Origin of the sequence: Rheinheimera maricola (assembly GCF_016918075.2) — a bacterium.
GTDB classification, from domain to species: Bacteria; Pseudomonadota; Gammaproteobacteria; order Enterobacterales; family Alteromonadaceae; genus Alishewanella; species Alishewanella maricola_A.
On the sequence record NZ_JAERPS020000004.1, the window covers coordinates 97,293 to 115,633 of the forward strand.

At 50.1% G+C, this 18,341-nt stretch carries 18 protein-coding genes; 14 read left to right on the forward strand and 4 right to left on the reverse strand.

Annotated elements, in window-relative coordinates; genetic code table 11:
• Positions 1 to 42 precede the first annotated feature (42 nt).
• From I4W93_RS11770 to I4W93_RS11780, 3 genes are all read left to right on the forward strand, one after another.
• The gene (locus tag I4W93_RS11770; protein WP_205311592.1) at positions 43 to 972 is read left to right on the forward strand and encodes an ABC transporter ATP-binding protein; all 930 of its coding nucleotides are present in this window, start codon (positions 43 to 45) and stop codon (positions 970 to 972) included.
• The gene (locus I4W93_RS11775) at positions 969 to 2,147 is read left to right on the forward strand and encodes an ABC transporter permease (RefSeq protein WP_205311591.1); all 1,179 of its coding nucleotides are present in this window, start codon (positions 969 to 971) and stop codon (positions 2,145 to 2,147) included. The genes I4W93_RS11770 and I4W93_RS11775 overlap by 4 nt, the downstream gene beginning before the upstream one ends.
• A 183-nt stretch (positions 2,148 to 2,330) precedes the next feature.
• Positions 2,331 to 2,636, forward strand: a complete 306-nt coding sequence (locus I4W93_RS11780; RefSeq protein ID WP_205311590.1) for a hypothetical protein — start codon at positions 2,331 to 2,333, stop codon at positions 2,634 to 2,636.
• A gap of 37 nt (positions 2,637 to 2,673) precedes the next feature.
• Here the strand turns inward: I4W93_RS11780 and I4W93_RS11785 are convergent, their stop codons facing one another.
• Complete coding sequence (locus I4W93_RS11785) at positions 2,674 to 3,135, reverse strand: tellurite resistance TerB family protein (RefSeq protein WP_205311589.1); 462 nt, start codon at positions 3,133 to 3,135, stop codon at positions 2,674 to 2,676.
• Between the two features lie 163 nt (positions 3,136 to 3,298).
• On the opposite strand from I4W93_RS11785, the gene I4W93_RS11790 reads away from it, so the two are divergent.
• On the forward strand, positions 3,299 to 4,120 hold the full coding sequence (locus I4W93_RS11790; protein ID WP_224673403.1) for a M90 family metallopeptidase: 822 nt from the start codon (positions 3,299 to 3,301) through the stop codon (positions 4,118 to 4,120).
• Here I4W93_RS11790 and I4W93_RS11795 read toward each other — a convergent pair.
• Positions 4,117 to 4,299 (reverse strand): hypothetical protein, encoded by a 183-nt coding sequence (locus tag I4W93_RS11795; protein WP_205311588.1) that lies wholly within the window; start codon positions 4,297 to 4,299, stop codon positions 4,117 to 4,119. The genes I4W93_RS11790 and I4W93_RS11795 overlap by 4 nt on opposite strands.
• 136 nt (positions 4,300 to 4,435) lie before the next feature.
• Between I4W93_RS11795 and I4W93_RS11800 the strand changes: the two genes are divergently transcribed.
• The 6 genes from I4W93_RS11800 to I4W93_RS11825 all read left to right on the forward strand — a co-directional run bounded on the left by I4W93_RS11800 (position 4,436) and on the right by I4W93_RS11825 (position 10,322).
• Positions 4,436 to 5,407, forward strand: a complete 972-nt coding sequence (locus I4W93_RS11800) for a calcium/sodium antiporter (RefSeq protein ID WP_205311587.1) — start codon at positions 4,436 to 4,438, stop codon at positions 5,405 to 5,407.
• 17 nt (positions 5,408 to 5,424) lie between these two features.
• A complete protein-coding gene (locus tag I4W93_RS11805) occupies positions 5,425 to 7,641 on the forward strand; it encodes an exonuclease domain-containing protein (protein WP_205311586.1) in 2,217 nt (738 codons plus the stop codon).
• Positions 7,642 to 7,671: 30 nt separating this feature from the next.
• A complete protein-coding gene (gene tmpT, locus I4W93_RS11810) occupies positions 7,672 to 8,325 on the forward strand; it encodes a thiopurine S-methyltransferase (protein ID WP_205311585.1) in 654 nt (217 codons plus the stop codon).
• 102 nt (positions 8,326 to 8,427) lie between these two features.
• On the forward strand, positions 8,428 to 8,685 hold the full coding sequence (gene brnA / locus I4W93_RS11815) for a type II toxin-antitoxin system BrnA family antitoxin (RefSeq protein WP_205311584.1): 258 nt from the start codon (positions 8,428 to 8,430) through the stop codon (positions 8,683 to 8,685).
• Between the two features lie 152 nt (positions 8,686 to 8,837).
• Positions 8,838 to 9,488, forward strand: a complete 651-nt coding sequence (locus I4W93_RS11820) for a hypothetical protein (protein WP_205311583.1) — start codon at positions 8,838 to 8,840, stop codon at positions 9,486 to 9,488.
• A gap of 102 nt (positions 9,489 to 9,590) precedes the next feature.
• Entirely contained in the window at positions 9,591 to 10,322 is a 732-nt protein-coding gene (locus I4W93_RS11825) for a hypothetical protein (protein WP_205311582.1), read from the forward strand.
• A gap of 51 nt (positions 10,323 to 10,373) precedes the next feature.
• Here I4W93_RS11825 and I4W93_RS11830 read toward each other — a convergent pair whose 3' ends face one another.
• A complete protein-coding gene (locus I4W93_RS11830; protein WP_205311581.1) occupies positions 10,374 to 11,297 on the reverse strand; it encodes a peptidylprolyl isomerase in 924 nt (307 codons plus the stop codon).
• Between the two features lie 178 nt (positions 11,298 to 11,475).
• Here I4W93_RS11830 and mtgA point away from each other — a divergent pair, with 178 nt between their 5' ends.
• Positions 11,476 to 12,165 carry a monofunctional biosynthetic peptidoglycan transglycosylase gene (gene mtgA, locus I4W93_RS11835; RefSeq protein ID WP_205311580.1) on the forward strand — a complete coding sequence of 230 codons (690 nt, stop codon included), beginning with the start codon at positions 11,476 to 11,478 and terminating at the stop codon, positions 12,163 to 12,165.
• A 135-nt stretch (positions 12,166 to 12,300) separates the two neighbouring features.
• Here mtgA and I4W93_RS11840 read toward each other — a convergent pair whose 3' ends face one another.
• Complete coding sequence (locus tag I4W93_RS11840; protein ID WP_205311579.1) at positions 12,301 to 14,421, reverse strand: winged helix-turn-helix domain-containing protein; 2,121 nt, start codon at positions 14,419 to 14,421, stop codon at positions 12,301 to 12,303.
• Between the two features lie 245 nt (positions 14,422 to 14,666).
• Here I4W93_RS11840 and I4W93_RS11845 point away from each other — a divergent pair, with 245 nt between their 5' ends.
• The 3 genes from I4W93_RS11845 to I4W93_RS11855 all read left to right on the forward strand — a co-directional run bounded on the left by I4W93_RS11845 (position 14,667) and on the right by I4W93_RS11855 (position 18,335).
• Positions 14,667 to 16,133, forward strand: a complete 1,467-nt coding sequence (locus I4W93_RS11845) for a serine hydrolase domain-containing protein (RefSeq protein WP_205311578.1) — start codon at positions 14,667 to 14,669, stop codon at positions 16,131 to 16,133.
• A 73-nt stretch (positions 16,134 to 16,206) separates the two neighbouring features.
• Positions 16,207 to 17,037, forward strand: coding sequence for a DNA ligase (locus I4W93_RS11850; RefSeq protein ID WP_205311577.1), 831 nt, complete (start codon positions 16,207 to 16,209; stop codon positions 17,035 to 17,037).
• Positions 17,038 to 17,084: 47 nt separating this feature from the next.
• A complete protein-coding gene (locus I4W93_RS11855; protein WP_224673404.1) occupies positions 17,085 to 18,335 on the forward strand; it encodes a serine hydrolase domain-containing protein in 1,251 nt (416 codons plus the stop codon).
• Positions 18,336 to 18,341: the final 6 nt, after the last annotated feature.

Sequence of the window (18,341 nt, forward strand, 5' to 3'; positions counted from 1 at the left end):
GCAGTGCTAAGCTAGCAGCACGTTAATAAGCAGGAAGCTAGAATGCAGTTAATTGTTACCGCAATCAATAAAGCCTACGCTTCGGTACAGGCAGTAAAACAAGTTAGTTTTCAAATTAATAGCGGCGAGATCTTTGCTTTACTGGGGCCTAATGGTGCCGGCAAATCTTCTATTATCCGCATGTTGGTTGGCATGACCCGGCCCGACAGTGGCAGTATTATGATCAGCTATCAAGATCAGCATTACGATCATGTGCCGCGCCGGCTGTTAGGTTATTTGCCCGAAGACAGAGGCCTGTATCCGGATAAAAGTATTGAAAAAAATCTGCTGTATCTGGCGCAATTACACGGTTTAACTAAAGCACAAGCGCTAACAGAAATGGATGGCTGGTTGCAGGTGTTTGAGCTGACAGAACGCCGCCACGACGAGCTGAAACAATTATCTAAGGGCAATCAGCAAAAAGTACAATTAATTGCTGCGGTGTTGCATCAGCCTGCGCTGGTTATTCTGGATGAGCCGTTCTCCGGCTTGGACCCGATTAATCAGGAAAAAGTAGTCGAATTTTTACGGCAACTCAAAGCTCGTGGCATGACTGTCATTTTAAGTGCGCACCAAATGGCCATGGTAGAAAAATTAGCCGATCATATGCTGCTTATGGCGCATGGTCAGGTGGTGCTTGCCGGCACGTTGGAGCATATTCGGGCGCAGGGCCAAAGCCAGCGGCAGATGAAAGTGGGCTTTGCTGCCGCGGTTAGCATGGAGCAACTGCAGCAGCTCAGCGGCATTGCCAGTGCAGAGGCGTTAAGCGGGCATTACTGGTTGCTGACCCTGGCTGATACTGTCACGGTGGCGCTATGTTTGCAGCAACTATTACAGTTAGCAGAGCTGACGCAAGTTGAAATGCAAACTGCCGATTTACATCAACTTTATCTGGCAGCAATGGCCAAACATCAACCCGGGGGGGCAGTATGATTTCTCGGCAGAGCCTAATTGTGGCGAAATGGGAGTTTTTACGTTTCTTTAAATGGAAGCAACAGTTGGTATCATACCTGCTGATGCTGGCAATTATGGCAGCGGTAGCGCTATGGAGCTTTTTTACTGACGAAAGCCGACAGCAGTATCGTATCGCGGTGCCAGTTGGCTTTAGTATTGAAAATACTGAACAATTTCAGTTCCAGCGCCCGAGTATTAGCCTTGACGCGCAACTGGCGCAAATGCAAACCGACGATTCGTGGCATGCCGTGCTAACCGAGCAAGATGGCAACATCCGTATTAATACCCTCACCGGCAAAAAGTGGTTGGCTCAACTCGAGCAATTGTTGCAGCAACATTATCGAGCCGTTGCGGCACAAAAAATGGGCTTAAATGCTGAGCAACTGGCACAGCTGGAGCAGCCGGTTAGTATTGATTTGCACTATCTTGATCAAAGCTATAAAGGCAGCGAACGACCGGAAAAGATGATCGCGTTGGGTGCACTTATTTTGTTGTTTATCGGCTTGTCCACTGCTTTTGGTCAGGTACTAATGAGCATTACCGGCGAAAAGCAGCAGCGGGTAACGGAGCAGCTGTATGCCATTTTAACGCCACAGCAGTGGATGGACGGTAAGGTGCTGGGACACAGTTTTAGCGCACTTAAAGCCATGCTGACGTCCGGTTTGGTAATGCTGCTTAGCTTTGCCGTAGTCAGCCTGTTTGCCAAAAATCGACTGGACTTAAGTTGGCTTGATATCGGTGTAGTGCTTTGGCTAATCCCGTTTGCCTTGCTTGGCGTAGTGCTTTGCGCCAGTTTTATGGGCGCAATTGCCGCCTCAATAGACGACCCGAACAATAGTGGTAAAAGTGCGGTGATGATGATCACCTGGCTACCTATGGTATTTACCTATCTGGTCATAGACAGCCCGGCGGGCTGGGGCATGACCCTGCTGAGCTTTTTGCCCCTGACTTCCTTTGCCGCCATGCCGGTAAAAATGGCTATGGTAGAGGTAGCCTGGTGGCAACCGCTGTTGTCGTTGCTATTGTTGCTTGGTGCCGTATGGTGGATGCGCCGGGTAGCGGGTCGCGTATTTTTACGCGGCATGCAAATGTATGGCAAAGAGCCAGGCTGGGCTGAAATTGTGCGCTGGGCGTTAAGCAATAAAGCGGATTAAGGCTCTATGCCGGGCTGGCTTCGCGGCACAGGGGTTGAACTTCTAACATAGCGCCCAGACTAATACGCTATTGTTGTCAGCGCACTACTATTGCCAGCGAATAGTAGTGCCTGGCAGAGGGTTTTCTGGCCGAAAGGTCTTTTTGCAGCCGCTTGTGTTGAGCCGGCTGGTATTGAGGTAACTATGTTTTTTTCGTTTAAGCAGCAAGGCCAGCAGTGGCAACAGACGTTTGCCCGTGGCCGCAGTGGTGGGCCACTACAGCGTATTCTGGCGTGGTTGCTGCTGGGTTTAATGCTGTTTATCGGTATGGCCGTGCTGGTGTTTATGTTGTTACTAAGCTGGATTTTAATCCCAATTCTTTTGTTTCGTCATCGCGCCAAAGTTAAAGCCTGGCAACAAGGACAGCAGGCGGCTCAGGGACAGCACAGCCAACATAGTTCTGGCCAGCAAACCATAGAAGGCGAAGTGCTGCATAAACGCGAAGATTAATGGCTGCAAGCCGGTTCTTAGTTCGGTGAGTAAACGTTCAGGCACCGCATACGGCTAGTTTGGCCTGAATATAATCGCTGTGGCGGATAAACAGTAAATCAGCAATTTTGCGCAGCATCGCCTCTTCGTGCGGATCCAATACGCCATCGGCATAGGCTTGTTGCCATAAACTGTCTAATAGCGCCAATCTGGCGTCGTAGCTCAGCTGCTTTAACTGCGTGGTAAATTCATGTAATGATATTGCCTCTTTGGCCTGGTGCTCTGCCAGTGTAACGACCGCTTTGGCGTCAGCGTCAGTCAACGAAAATTCCCGTTTAACATACTGCTGAGCCAGTGCTAGTTCCGCATCGCTGCTGGCAAAGTCGGCATGTGCCACCATCAGCATCAGCGACACACAGGCCAGCTCGGCGTCGTTCAGGCCAAAGCGGTTTTGGCCGGCCGCGGCGGGGGCTAAACCGTCGTTTACTTTATCCAGAAGTGTTTTAAATAACTGAAACATTGCACATCCTTTATTGATTACCGCCGTTAGAGGTTGTTGCCGGCACAAAGTTCTGTGGTAAAGCGCGGCCACGGCTTCAGCGCTTGAAAAACGCCCGCCGACACCGCATTAAGTTCAAACCATACTGTTGGCAGCATACTGCGCTAAACGCCCGAGGTGAAGCTTGGCTATCTTTATTACCCTGTTATTGGGCGCAGCGATCATTGCGCTGGTGCTGTTTATGCCAATCCGACAACGTTATAAGCGCCGGCAGATCATGGCGAAAGCCTTCCCGGCAGCGTGGCGCGATATCTTAAAACGCCGGTTGCCGTATTTCCGCGTGTTACCGGCCGATTTGCAACTGCAGCTAAAAAAACATATTCAGGTATTTGTCGCCGAAAAACAGTTTATCGGCTGCGATGGCTTAACGGTAACCGATGAAATGCGCGTTACCATAGCGGCTCAGGCGTGTTTGCTGCTGTTAAACCGACCGGATTATTACTACCCGAAACTGCAGCAAATTTTGCTGTACCCGGCGGCGTTTATTGTCAGCGGCAGCCAGGCCGATACAGCCGGTGTAATGCACGAGCGGCGCCGGGTGCTGTCGGGGGAATCGTGGGGCCTGGGCAAGGTTATTTTAAGCTGGGCCGACACGCTGGACGGTGCGGCTAACCCTGCTGATGGCCGCAATGTGGTGATCCACGAATTTGCGCATCAGTTGGATCAGGAAAAAGGTGTTGCCAACGGTGCGCCGTTGCTGGAACGCAGCAGCGACTATCAACAGTGGTCCGGCATAATGGCAGAGGAATTCCGCCGTTTGCAGCTGCAGGCACAAAGTGGCCAAAGCAGCTTGTTTGATCACTACGGCGCAACTAACCCGGCCGAGTTTTTTGCTGTTATCAGCGAGGTGTTTTTTGAACAACCTGAGCAACTCGCCAACTTGCACCCGCAGCTGTATCAGCAGCTCAGCCGTTTTTACCGGCTAAACCCGCTAAGTTGGGCTTAATCAGAGAAAAACACATACTTAATCAGTTGAGCGGCGATCAGTGCTGCTACCAATGGCATAATGTACTGGCTTAGTTTGGCGGTTTTTTCGCTGTCGCGGCTACCGAATTTTTCTGCCAAGGTTACCAGAATAAATAAGGCGGCAAACAGCAGGGCTAAAATGGTAATTAAGGTGGTCATAGCGGGCTCCGTTTTTACTCAGCGGCCAGCTTAACCGGTTTCAACTTTAGTTTCAAAAAGCCACGGCCAGCACTTCGTCGCTAAATAGCCGCATGCTATGCTAGACGTAATTCAAACAACCTGAGAGACCCCTCCCATGTTATTGGCTGTTGTTGCATTAATCGCCGGTTTGGCACTTTTGGTATGGAGTGCTGATCGCTTTGTCGACGGTGCCGCTGCTACCGCACGTTACGCCGGTATGCCACCGTTATTAATTGGTATGATAATTGTTGGTTTTGGTACCTCGGCACCGGAAATGGTGGTGTCGGCCATGGCCGCCAGCGATGGTAACCCGGCGCTGGCGCTGGGTAATGCCTATGGCTCAAACATTACCAATATTGCGCTTATTTTAGGTTTGGTAGCATTGCTTAGCCCTATTGCAGTGCACTCGCAGGTGCTGCGCAAAGAGCTGCCTATTTTAATGCTGGTAACCTTGTTTGCCGGCTGGCAAATGTTTGATCATCAGCTTAGCCGGATGGATGCCTGGTGTTTGCTGGGGGTGTTTTTTGCCATTATGGCCTGGTCGGTTTGGCAGGGCATGCGTAACCCGCAAGATGCGTTGGCCGCTGAAATTGATGAAGACCTGGCCGGACAGCCAAAAATGACGTTAAAACAAGCCATTATCTGGTTAGTGGTGGGGCTGGTGCTGCTAATCATCGCCTCACGTATGCTGGTATACGGCGCGGTGTTTATTGCTCAGGGCTTAGGCGTCAGCGATTTAGTGATTGGTTTAACCGTGGTGGCTATCGGCACGTCGTTGCCGGAGTTGGCCTCGTCGTTAATCGCCATTAAAAAAGGCGAGCATGACATCGCACTGGGTAACATTATCGGCTCTAACCTGTTTAACACCTTAGCGGTAGTGGGTATTGCTGCAGCGATAGAGCCGATGGCGGTTGATGCCGTGGTGCTAACGCGTGACTGGACGCTAATGGCTGTGCTGACTGCAGCGGTATTTGCCATGGGCTATGGCTACAAAAAACAGGGCCGTATCAATCGGGTAGAGGGCGGTTTATTGCTGGCCGTGTTTTTCGGCTATACCGGTTATCTGGTTAGCACCGTTATTGCGTAAGGTATAACCGCCAGCTAATGAGCGAGCCGCGTAAAGACCTCGACCCTGGTTATTACCTGCAGCACTTTAACGAGCTGCTGCAGTTTATTACCCAGCATTATCAGGCGGTGTTAACTGCCGACAGTGCTGCCTTTATTAGTGATTTTAACGGCCTTAGCCACAGTGCACAGCAATTGCTGGTGCGCATGCTAAACCGTAAAGGCAGCGTATTTGCTGACACCGAACTTGATTACAGCGAAATCGGCCCGCCCGGGCCGCTACTAGACGAGTTAACCAGCGCCGGTTTTATTGCGCCGTTAACCGCGCCCGACTTAGCCGATTTTTGGCTGCGATTAACCAAAGACACGCTGTGGCAGCTGTTGCAGATGGCACAGCTTGAATTACCCGCGTCGCATGGTGCTAAAAAAAGCCAAACCAAACCGCAGTTACTCGGCGCCGCCTTAAAGCTGCCGGTTAACTGGCTGGCGCTTATTCGCAAATTACCGCAGCGCTATGTGGTGTTACAACGCCAGGATGCGCTTAACTATATTTATTTCCTTTATTTTGGCCGCATTGAGGCCAATTTATCGCTGTTTACCCTGCGTGATTTAGGCATTCGCCAAACCGGCCAATTTAAACAGCAATTTAGCCCGCGCTTTACGCATGCCCAGCAGGCGCAACTGGCGTATAAGCTGGCCCAAGCCAAACCGGCGATTATTGAGCTTGGCAAACAACTGAAAAAGCAGCCGGATAACGCCGGACAGTTGCTAAGCCAATGGCTTGGTGTGGTGGCACAGTGGCCGCTGCCGGATGACAACGCTTTATTGCTTAAACGCAGCGAGCGCTGTTACAGCCTTGGTAAGCTGGCCGAACAATACCAACATAATGATTTTGCCATCGCCTTTTATCAGCACAGTAATGGCTTTCCGGCCAGTGAACGCTTAGCCAGGCTTTACGCCCAAGCAGGCGACGAGCAACTGTGCCGGCAATATTTACAGCAGTTGTTAGATGACCCCGGCTGCGACGAAGAATGGCTGTTTGCTGAAGATTTTTACCGGCGTAAATTTGCTGAAACCGCTGGTGGGCGTAAAAAATCGCAGCTTACGCAATTACTGCACGATGCGCCGCTGGTAGGTATCGACGAGCTGCATCTGGGCAAAGCCGAGCAGGGCCTAATGGCGCATTATGCTGCTCAGGGTTATACGGTGTTTCATGGCGAAAATAACCTCTGGCTGGCGTTATTTGGCCTGTGGTTTTGGCATGAGCTGTTTGAACACCCGGCTAGCGGGCTGCATAACCCGTTTGAGCGCCGGCCACGTAACTTAGCCGCTGGTGGCTTTTATCAGCAGTTTGAAAGTGAAATAGAACAAAAGCTAGTGCAACTGGCCGCGCCAAACGCCAGCGGCATAATGCTGGCTGCTTTAACCGCGCATTACGGCAAGGCCAACAGCCTGTTTTACTGGCACAGCGATTTAGCCCAGCAGCTGTTACCGCTGTTGCAGCACGCCCCCAAAGCTGGCAGTAACAGTGCCTTAGCGCCAATACTGCGTGCCATGGCGCAAGATTTCGCCCGCCACAGCAGCGGCTATCCGGATCTGTTGTTAATTAAAGATCAGCAACTGCAATTTATTGAAGTAAAGGCACCCGGCGATAAAATACAGCGCCATCAATTAGCACGGTTGTTAGCGCTGCAAAACGCCGGTTTTACCGCGCGCATTGAAAAACTGCAGTGGATAGTCGATCCGAATCGTTTATACGTAGTGCTGGATGTGGAAACCACCGGCGGCAAAGCGGGTACTGATCGCGTTACCGAAATCGGCGCAGTTAAGGTGCAAGGTGGAGAAGTGCTGGATAGCTTTAACAGCCTGATCAACCCTGAGCGGCCTATTCCGTCTTTTATCAGCCGCTTAACCGGTATCAGCAACGCCATGGTAGAGGGGGCGCCCAAGTTTGCTGATATCGCGACACAGCTAAGCGAGTTTTTACAAGGCGCAGTGTTTGTAGCGCATAATGCTAAGTTCGACTACGGTTTTATCCGCAGCGAATTCGCCCGTTGTGAAATCCCCTTTGATATGCCGCAGCTGTGCACGGTTGTAAACATGCGCCGCTACTATCCCGGGCTGGCATCTTACAGCCTGGGCAAGCTGTGTGCAGAGTTGGATATCAAACTTACCAACCACCACCGCGCGCTGGCAGACGCCACCGCCACGGTGGAGTTATTAAAGCTGATTAATGCCAAGCGGCAACTGTTGTAGGCCGTTAGCGACAAAATAAAAGGAAGGCGTGTGAACCCGGAATTCTGGCAGGAAAAATGGCAAAAAAGAGAGATAGCGTTTCATCAGGCAGCGGCCAACCCGTTGCTGATAAGTTGGTTTAACCAGCTGGCACTCGCACCTGGCGCCACCGTTTTTCTGCCACTGTGCGGTAAAAGCCTGGATATACACTGGCTACTGGAGCAGGGGTATTCGGTCGTTGGCGCCGAGTTAAGCGAAATGGCTGTGCAAGAACTGTTTGCTGAGCTGGGGTTAACACCTGGCGTTAGTAGCACGGGTAACTTGCTGCATTATCGTGCGGAACAGCTGCAGGTGTTTGTCGGCGATATTTTTCAGTTGTCGCAAAACACCCTCGGCCCGGTGGCCGCCATCTATGACCGCGCCGCGCTGGTAGCCTTGCCGGATGCTATGCGACAGCACTATGCACGGCACCTTATAAGCATCAGCCAGGCTGCGCCACAACTGGTCATTTGCTTTGAGTATGATCAAACGCAGCTACCAGGCCCGCCGTTTTCTGTTGATAGCGCTGAGATGCATAAACTCTACAGCAAGGTTTATAGCCTTAACTGCCTGGAAAAGCTTGACGTACCGGGTGGGCTAAAACGCAAGTGTCAGGCTACTGAGATAGGCTGGCTGTTGAGGCCAATAGAATCAGATCAAAATTAAATTCAGAGCTGAAATATCAACCTCACTGACTCCATAGATAGCGGGGTGAGATTATCAGGATTATCTCAGTCAGGCGGTCTCGTAACGCGGAGATTGAAATTTATGAAAGCTGAAATGTTTGACCAAAAGTTTGACGATGAAGCGGTTGATATTATTGACTATCTTGATCTGTCGACTATTCAGCGGCCAAATCAAGCGCAACGTCGGGTCAATGTAGATTTTCCGGAATGGATGATTGAATCGCTTGATAAAGAAGCGAGTCGGGTAGGCGTTACCCAGCAATCCATCATTAAAGTGTGGCTAGCAGAACGGCTGGAAGACATTGCGGCAAGCAAGGCATTACAGCGGACAAACCGCTGATTGGGGTTTGTCGAGCTGGCAATTAATAGGGTCAGTGAAATTGATCTTTTATTCGGATGCCAGCCTGGTCACACTGCAACTTACGCTGGATAAGCCGGCTGGCCTGATTTAGCATAGCTGCCAGCTTCAGTTACCGTTGGGCGGATGTCACTTTGAAAATTTTATTGTCACTATTGTCGCTATTGCTGGCTTGCCTGCCGTTACGGCTGTCGGCGCAAACGCCGCACCAGCATGATTATACCGGTAGCCACGGTATGGTACTTTTTGCTGCCAATGACAGCCTGTTGGTATCACATTTACCGCTGTACCGGCCGCCACACGACTATCAATTGGTGTATGAAGTGACGCTAGCAGCCGACATTCAGCAAGCGGTGCTGGCACAGCTGCAGCAGAACAGGTTGCTGACGTTGTTACCGGCCGATTTTGATTTGCGCCGGATGATTAACGCCACTACATTTACCGTCAATGCTGATATTTACCAGGGCCATTTTGAACGTGGCGGCGAGCGCTGGTTAAGCGGCATTGCCGTGACATTTAACCGCCAGCTATACCAACGCCAACTGCCAGATGTAAACAAGCCAGCTGACAACGGCAGCTATACCGCATTTAGCCACCATGGCCAGATGTTTTTGCTGCATCAGATTGGTACCGCGCCGGGCTATGATCATATTCTCAAGGTGTCTGCGTTGCCACAAGTTCTGCAGTTTCATCAAAGCACACCAGAGCAGGTGCTTGGTGCGATACAGCAACAAGGCATAAAGGTACAACAACTGTATCTGGAAACGCAGGACTTTGAGCCCTGAGCTATTGCTGAGCATGGCGTTTTTCGATAGTTGTTTGGGTAGTTATTCAATAGTTTGAAGCTGGCGCACGTATTTTTGTCAAAAACAGGAAAGTGGAATCCGATGGCAAGCATTGTAAATAGTATTTTAATTTGTGTTTTTACCTTAACTCTGTTCGGTTGTGCAATGTCTCCATCAGAGCGGATGGCGCAATATCAACCTGGCAGTAAGCTTGCTTATATTTCGCTAATGGGTGATTCGTTTGATTTAGTCATGACGGGGACTACCATTTTTAATAATGATGCGAAAAGTATTGATGTTTCAGAGTGGAACTTCGATCAAAAAATCCAAGATGAAATAATTAGAAGTAGCAAAGACTCAAAATTTACATTCCAGAATTTGGCTAACGTTGATAAATTAAAATTAGAAAAGGTATTAAAAGGTATTCAAAAGCCAGATACTCTTTTAATTGATGCAAAGAATCAGGGCTTTGCGCTATTGGTTGTTTTTATCCCTGAGTATCAAAGTTATGCAAATGACAGTAGATCTGGAAACACTTTTTCAGTGACGCAGAACGTGAAAGGATATGGCTTATCAAAAATCTCTAATCTTGGCACTGAGCACATGACTTACCTGTTTTCCAGTGGCAAGACTATTATTTATGACTTAACGACCAATAAAGAAATTGGTAGTGTCAAGACAGTCGGAATGCGGCATTCAAATGTTTTGCATAGTACAAAATTTGAGAATCTGACACGAAATCACATAGAAAAAGAGAAAGATTTATTGTTTGAAATTGCCACGCTTCAGGCAAAAAATCATATAAGAGATCTCAGAGTTTGTAATTGCTGGTAAGACATTGAGTTTTATCACTGCTAATGTCCCATAGCGCCATCAGATCGGCGGCTATTGCACCGGCGTTTCTCTCACCGGCACTCTGACATTACACACTTCAATATAACCGGCCGGCTGTTGGTACCAATCGCCGCCGCGGTTACGCTGGGCCTCTACCACGCCTGCAAAGGTTGCTGTGTCGGTGCGCAGCACTTGCAACGCTGTGCGCTGTGCTGGTGGCAGGTCGGCAGCAAGGGCAATGTCTTGGATAACCGTGTACTGATCGGCTGAAGCATAAAAACCCATAGCGCCTTGTCCTCTGGGCAGGCTCGACAATAGCTCCATGCCCTGGCGCACAGTGCCTACCAAAGTAATATTGCGGTCCAGATGCCGTGGCGCATGACCAGTTACCACATACATTGCTGTGCCGGAGCCGCTGTTAGCGTCGTTACCCCGGCCGATACCCACGGCGCCGTAACAGTGGGTTAACCAACCGTGGTTGGTATTTGGGTCTATCGCCATGGCAAAGCCGTTAACATGGCCGGTTTGTGGTGCGTAGCCATCGCGGTCAGCTAAAGGCGTAAAGGCAAAATTAGCTGGCAGCTGAACAGTAAATTCTGCCGCCAGGCTGCGACTGGCGTGCTTTAGCGGTTTTGGCGCAGCGCCGTCGGGTTCATTCCATTGTACGACATAGTTATCCTGCACCCGCACTATAGGTATGTTCTGGTAAAAGCCTTCGCGTACCAGTGCTTTAATATTGCTGATATGCTTCGGTGCAAAATCGTTGGCTAATTCGATAACTACCCGGCCAGTTGGCAGTTGCAGATATAAGGTGTTGTCGGCGTCAAGCTCGCGCCAATCGGCAGCGCTACTTTGTGCCAGCCAGTCGGCCACAGTCACTTTGGGGGCTGCAGGGTTGCTGGCTATTGCACTGCTACTGGCAGAAGCAAGGATAGCGCTGGCCAATAAAGAAAAGAGCTGCTGTTTTTTTAGCATCGGCGTGTTCCTGTTACTATTTTTTAAATAAGCTAACAGACAACAGCCCTGGCGGCTACTGCGACATGTTTGCCCTAATGTGCCTAAGACGGGCAGTGCAGGCACAGCGCCAACTTTTGTTCATATTCCATAGCCTATAATTTGGTATCAGCTTATAAAACCGGTCAAGAGAGGATAGATGTCACAGCATGAGCGCAGTTTTTTGGGTTGGACATGGCATGTGTTGTGGCGCTTTGTGCTGGTCGTGCTGTTGATGTTATTGGCGCTGTTACTGACGTTACGTTTTATACCACCGCCAACATCGGCTTATATGCTGCAAAGCCCCTATCCGGTAAACCAAAGCTGGGTAAGTATTGATACCCTGCCATCCCATGTGCCACTTGCGCTGGTGGCGTCTGAAGATCAACGATTTCCTCAGCATGTCGGTGTCGATTTTGCTGAGATCAGCAAAGCACTGCAGAAATTTGACGATGGCGACGGCCTGCGTGGTGCCAGCACTATTACCCAGCAAACCGCGAAAAACCTGCTGCTATGGCCAGGCCGCAGCTTGGTGCGTAAGGGCCTGGAAGCTACATTGGCACTAAGCCTGGAAGCGATTTGGGGTAAAAAGCGCATTTTAGAAGTGTATGTAAATATCGCCGAATTTGGCAAAGGCATTTATGGCGTAGAAGCGGCCAGTCAGCACTATTTCAACAAGCCAGCCAGTCGCCTGAGCCAGAACGAGGCTGCGCGCCTTGCCGTGTTATTGCCCAGCCCGCGTAAACGCAACCCGCGCGATTTAACCCCCTATCTGCAGCAGCGTGTCGTTTGGGTTGAACGGCAAATGCGGCAACTTGGCCCGGACTATTTGCGGCCTGTGCTCAATTAACAAATACCCCGAAGAATAATGCCGTTACCCTGCGGCAGAAGCAAATTATGCTTCGCGCCTCGGTAACGTTGAGCGGCAACTGCTTAGATGCTGGCACATGCTAGATTAACTGTTGCTCTGGCTGTGGCCGGATTTCTATAGCTTAGTTAATTTTAAAGTATGAATATCTTTTTCAACGCTAAATGAGCTATACAGCAGCTGCTGTTGGCTGATATCCGAGATATCTTGATCAGGCACGCGGATAGCGGATATTTTCTCAGCGCTCTGGCTGGCATAGGCAAAAAACCATACTTCGGTATTGTCCTGTGCTGGTGCAGGCTGGCGCAACAGCAAATAGATGCCGTCATTTTTAGCAAAGTGCTGTGCAATACGGTATTGCTTGTCTGTGACAAAGACAGGGTTAGTGTCGGCGTCTTGTATTTGCTGCAAGCCTATTTCAAAGCGCTGGTTTTCGTGCAGCACCTGCGGCCAGTTACTGGCGGTAATGTGCTGTTGTTTTGCGCTGGCAACAGCAAAGGTAAACCAGCGACTAAGCGGTTGCGATGCCTGCCTGATAAGTAAACTATCGCCGCCATCGAGCCATTGTGTTGGCACGCCAATTACCTGATCAAAATGTTGCACCTGCGGTGTCGCAGCGGCCAGATCAACAATAACCAAACGCTGATTTCTGGCAAAGGCCAACTGCATAGTGTCAGCCGACCAAACAGGTTGCGATAATGCCAACTGCTGGTCTTGGTTGTCGTACACCAGCCGCTCGGTGTTTGTGGCGAGATCCAGCACAAACACCTGGCTATGGCCGTGTTTATTCGACACGTAGGCTAACTGGCGGTTGTCAGCAGAGAAACTGCCTTGCCAGTCGTGCATAGTAGAGTGGCTAAGTTGGCTAATCTGCTGGCCGGTTAAGTCGAGGCTGAAGATATTGCCGTTAATTTTCGCCTGAGTGTAACTAAGCTGACGGCCAGTTGGCGATAACGCCGGATAGTGTAAAAAAGCATAGTTTTCAAAGTGAAGTTTAGTCAGTTGCTGTTGCTCGTCTAACGCGAACAAGCCCTTACCATCGCTAAGTAAATAGCCGCCAAACGCTTTGTTGTAGGCGATAAAGTACCAGTTAGCATCCAGCGTTTTAACATCACTGATCTCTGCCGTCGTCGTTGACAGCAGCTTAATTTGCGAGCGCTGTTGCTGATCAAAACCCAGTACAGTAATAGCGTCCTCATCCGCTGAGGCAGCGATACGATACGGCGAAAACTGATGATTGGGCGATAACAGCAAATCTAGCTGGCCGCTGGCTAAATTGGCCTGGTACAGTTTCTGGTTGCCCTGCTGCTGCGCTAAAAAAAACACCCTTGTTCCCACACTGAAAAACGGGCTGACAACCTCGGTGTCCGGCAAAGCAAAATGCTCGCTGCGAGCTTGTAGCTGGTAATCATCAGACAGCGTTAAGCTAACAAAGCGCACTGTATCTGCCTGCTGCGAGGCAACTAGTAGCCTTAAACTGGCGGGGTGGTCGGCACTGGTTGGCAGCCAGGCAAAGAAATCAATGCGGCTGTTACTGCGATACAGCAATTGGTTTTGTGTTCTGTCCAGCGACGTTAACCACAACTCGCTGTATTGCATATGCTGTGCGTCAGCAGTTTGCTTTACGTATATCACAGCCTGGCTGTCGGGCGTAAAGATACTAAAAGACTCTTGCGCTGCTGTCGCGGTAACAGGCTGCAGCTCTGAAACCTGCCACTTTACAGCTGCCTGTTGGACGTTATGCAGCAGTACTAATGCGCAAACCACAACCATAGCAATGGCGGCGATATAGTTACGCCTGCCTGCGCGTCGTTGAGGCGCAGCGCCAATTGATAGCACAGTGCCAGTCGGCGCCGCTGGTTGCTTGCCATTTGTCAGCGCTATAGCGGCATGCAGTGCATAGCCACGTTTAGGATGGGTGCTAATTAATACCTTGTTGGTATCGTTAAATACCTTACGCAACTGGTTGATTGAGCGCCTGACAGAAACCGGGCTGTAGATAGATTTAGGCCATACCCGGGCAAATAACTGCTCTGCGCTTATTACGTTACCTGCTGTTTCTGTTAATACCAACAGCACCTGCATTACTTTAGGTTCTAAGGTCAGTACAGTACCGTCCGGTAGCAATACTTCCCCGCTTGCCGGCGAAATAAGGTACTCATTTAAGCTAAACCTGGCCAGCAGAGCGGCTTCTGCGGTGTTTTTATCTCTGACGTCTGCTGTTTCAAAAACTTCCAAGTTAATGATATTCCTTGTTTTAATTTTAATTAACACTTTCCGAACAAAAAAAGCAGGCTTTGTTTATCGCCAAAGCAAGCTAATTGCAAAACACTGGCGGCGGTTATTTCACTGTGCCGGCAGTAAACGCTGCCGCTGTTGATATTGCCACCTAAATTGCCGTCTGAAGCAATTGCCAATCAACTGAGCCGGGGTGCCTGTTTATTATGATACGTTCACAGTTAAAATTTATACACCTGTTTGATATGTTGAAACTTTTTCTAATCTTAGCGCTGGGCTTTGCCACAGCAGCAACCTACGCCAATACTGTTGGCGGCACTGATAACAGCGCTGAGGGCAAAGTGGCACAGTATCAAGCCGGCATGGACGCCGCAATCGCTATGCTGCTAAGTAATGAGCCGCACGCGGTAAGCCATTTTGTTGACAGCCAACTGCATAGCGACGTGTTGCAGAGCTTTGGCGGCGACGGTCGCGAACGTTATATCGGTTATCTTAGTGCGGAAAAGCGATTTCATGGCGCTTTTACCTTGCTGTCGTTGCAGCCAATGACGCCGGAACAACGCTATTATGAGGCCAAACTGCGCTCGCACAATACTGAACTTGATTACACGCTAAGGTTGGGTTTTAGCGCAGAAGCGCCGTTCAAAGTCAGCACGATTAGCCTTAATTACCGCACAGGTGCTGCAGATAAAGCCTTAGCCAGGCTAAGTCAACAGCAAGTGGTGAGTGAGTTAGCTGGCTATATTGACCGGCTGGCCGGGCGCGGGCTGTTTTCCGGCACTGTGCTGTTGGCAGATCAGCAGGGCGTGTTGTATCAAACGGCAAAAGGCATGGCCAACTTGCGCTACCAGGTGAAAAACAATACTGACACCAAATTCAATTTAGCTTCAATGAATAAAATGTTTACTGCGGTCAGCGTATTACAGTTGGTCGCAGAGAAAAAGCTGGCGCTGGAAGACAAATTAATAAAGTACCTCGACCGCGAACTGTTCGCCGCTGGTGACTTTGACAACATCACCATAGCGCAACTGCTGACGCATACTGCCGGACTGGGTTGGCCAAGCTACCCGGATATGTCGCAGAATAAATTAAGAAACTTAAATGATCACCGTCCGTTCCTGAAACACTTACCGCTCAACTCGCCACCAGGCAGCCGGTTTAGCTATAGCAATGAAGGTATGTTGCTACTGGGTATGGTGGTAGAGGCTGTATCGGGTAAAAGTTATGACGATTATGTGCAGCAGCATATCTATGCTAAAGCCGGCATGCCGAACAGTGGCAACTTTGATATTGATGGCGTTACGCCCAATATGGCGATGGGTTATTTCTACTCGCAACAATTACAGTCAATGCAAACCAACTGGTTTATGCACGCCATTAAAGGCAGCCCTGCCGGTGGTGGTTATTCCACCATTAACGATTTATACCAGTTTGCCACTGCGTTAACCCAATACCAGTTGCTGCCCAAGGCCTTAACCGAGGCAGCGTACAGCGCCAAGCCGGAATTAAACTCAGCCTGGTATGGTTATGGCTTTTCGGTGCAGACTAATAGCCATGGCCGTGTAGTGGGCCACAGTGGTGATTTTATCGGTGTCAGTTCCGCCATGCGGATTTATTTAGATAAGGGTTATACCCTTATAGTTTTAGCTAATCGGGACTTTGCCAGTGAACCTGTTGTAGCGATGGCAGAAACCCTACTGGGCCGTTTGTGACGGTCAAACCACTAACTTGCCTAAACCGGCTTTGTTACTACACTTTTTATTTTAAATAAAAAGATGCTAATTGATGACTAAAACGTTAATTGTGTTACTGCTGGTGGTCTGCTGCCAGCTTACGGCTGCCAGCAAACCTGAGCTGTTACTGGCGCAAGTGTATAACGACACTGTTGATGTGCAGCAGTATTGGGTCAGTGAAAAACTCGACGGCGTGCGGGCTTACTGGGATGGTAAACAGTTAATTTCGCGCGGTGGTAATGTGATTGCCGCGCCGGCCTGGTTTGTGGCTGATTTTCCGCCACAGCCGTTAGATGGTGAACTGTGGCTGGGCCGTAATAAGTTTGCCGAAACCTTAAGCATTGTCAGTAAACAGCAGCCGGTTGACAGTGAATGGCAGCAGATCCGCTATTACCTGTTCGAATTACCGCAGGCCAAGGGCAGTTTTACCGAACGCATCAATGCACTGCAGCGCCTTGTTGCACAGCAAAACAGCCGCTATTTGATGTTGGTACCGCAGTTCCGTATCGCCGATCAAGCGGCCCTGGCGGCTAAACTTAGCGAGCTGGAGCAGGCCGGCGCTGAAGGCTTAATGCTGCATCATCAGGACGCGCTATATAAAACTGGTAGAAGCAACGATTTACTAAAACTGAAGAGCTATCAAGACACTGAAGCGCAGGTGATCGGCTACCGGCCGGGCAAGGGAAAATATCAAGGTATGGTGGGCGCGTTAATTGTTAAAACCGCTGACGGTAAAATCTTTGCCATTGGCAGCGGCTTAACCGATGCACTACGCCAGACACCACCGCCAATTGGTAGCGTAATTACCTACCGCTATAACGGCCTGACTAAACATGGCTTGCCGCGTTTCGCGCGGTTTGTGCGGCTGCGACAAGCGCTATAATGAGTAGTGCGTTTAAGATGTCACCACTAAAAAAGGATAGGTACCCAATGTACTTCATACAACCTAGCACCATGGCTACCCTCGCCATATTGCTTAGCCTAAGCAGCTTTGCTACTGCCGCAGAAAAAACGCGCTCAGCAGATGCTGTGACGCCATTAGCCTATCGCCATATGCATGAGCCTATCGGCTCGGTGCGCCAGATTTACGACGGCAAGCTGTACCCTGATATTCAGGTTAATACTTTTCGCAATATCGACCGGCTCTTCCCTACCCGCACCGTAGCGCGTGGTGGGGCAGTAAGCACTTTGCCGTTTAGCGACCAGCCGCTGCAGGATTTTTCCTATAGTGTTGATGGCAAAACGTATGATTTGTTCGATGTGCTATCGATGAACCGTGTCAGCGGCTTGCTGATTATCCACAACGGTGAAATTTTATTTGAAAAGTACCTGCTGGGGAATGACCGTGATACGCGCTGGATGTCGATGTCGGTGGTTAAATCCATTACCGCCACCTTAATTGGCGCTGCCATTCAGGATGGCTTTATCCGCAGTATTGATGACCCAATTGTGCAGTACTTGCCGCGCTTTAACGGCACGGCGTACGATGGCGTTACGGTTAAACACCTGCTGCAAATGAGCTCAGGCGTAGCCTGGAATGAAACCTATACCGATCCGGCGTCAGACCGGCGGCGCATGCTGGAAGCCCAGTTAAGCCAGCAGCCGGGCGCGATTTTAGACTTAATGGCGGCATTACCGCGTGCAGCTAAGCCGGGCACAGTATGGAATTACAGTACCGGTGAAACCCAGCTGGTAGGCGCGCTGGTGCAGGCTGCGACTGGCAAGCCGGTGGCGCAGTATTTGTCTGAGAAAATCTGGTCGAAGCTGGGTATGCAGGCCGATGCCAACTGGTGGCTGCAATCTCCCGATGGGCTGGAAATAGGTGGTAGCGGTTTGTCGGCTACCTTGCGCGACTATGCCCGATTAGGTTTGTTTTGGCTAAATGACGGCGTGATTACTGTAAACGGCAAACCGCAGCAGGTGTTGCCAAAGGGCTGGATGCAGGCGGCCAGCAGCCGTCAGAAAATCGGTGGCAAAACCGTCGATTACGGCTATATGCTCTGGCCGATGCATGGCCGCAGCTATGCGGCAGAAGGCATATTTGGCCAGTATGTGTTTGTCGATCCCGATAAACAGCTGGTGGTAGCAATGTGGAGCGCGCAGGCTAAACCACTTAACCGGGCCGGGTTGGATGAATACACTTTTTTTAAAGCATTGTCTGAGTTTTTGCCTAAGATATGATTTTCT

Coding starts and splice junctions, on each gene's coding strand:
- I4W93_RS11855 (WP_224673404.1), top strand. CDS start 17,085: ATGTACTTCATACAACCTAGCACCATGGCTACCCTCGCCATATTGCTT.
- I4W93_RS11770 (WP_205311592.1), top strand. CDS start 43: ATGCAGTTAATTGTTACCGCAATCAATAAAGCCTACGCTTCGGTACAG.
- I4W93_RS11795 (WP_205311588.1), bottom strand. CDS start 4,299: ATGACCACCTTAATTACCATTTTAGCCCTGCTGTTTGCCGCCTTATTT.
- I4W93_RS11825 (WP_205311582.1), top strand. CDS start 9,591: ATGGCAAGCATTGTAAATAGTATTTTAATTTGTGTTTTTACCTTAACT.
- I4W93_RS11830 (WP_205311581.1), bottom strand. CDS start 11,297: ATGCTAAAAAAACAGCAGCTCTTTTCTTTATTGGCCAGCGCTATCCTT.
- I4W93_RS11775 (WP_205311591.1), top strand. CDS start 969: ATGATTTCTCGGCAGAGCCTAATTGTGGCGAAATGGGAGTTTTTACGT.
- I4W93_RS11805 (WP_205311586.1), top strand. CDS start 5,425: ATGAGCGAGCCGCGTAAAGACCTCGACCCTGGTTATTACCTGCAGCAC.
- I4W93_RS11800 (WP_205311587.1), top strand. CDS start 4,436: ATGTTATTGGCTGTTGTTGCATTAATCGCCGGTTTGGCACTTTTGGTA.
- I4W93_RS11850 (WP_205311577.1), top strand. CDS start 16,207: ATGACTAAAACGTTAATTGTGTTACTGCTGGTGGTCTGCTGCCAGCTT.
- I4W93_RS11845 (WP_205311578.1), top strand. CDS start 14,667: ATGTTGAAACTTTTTCTAATCTTAGCGCTGGGCTTTGCCACAGCAGCA.
- I4W93_RS11780 (WP_205311590.1), top strand. CDS start 2,331: ATGTTTTTTTCGTTTAAGCAGCAAGGCCAGCAGTGGCAACAGACGTTT.
- mtgA (WP_205311580.1), top strand. CDS start 11,476: ATGTCACAGCATGAGCGCAGTTTTTTGGGTTGGACATGGCATGTGTTG.
- brnA (WP_205311584.1), top strand. CDS start 8,428: ATGAAAGCTGAAATGTTTGACCAAAAGTTTGACGATGAAGCGGTTGAT.
- I4W93_RS11785 (WP_205311589.1), bottom strand. CDS start 3,135: ATGTTTCAGTTATTTAAAACACTTCTGGATAAAGTAAACGACGGTTTA.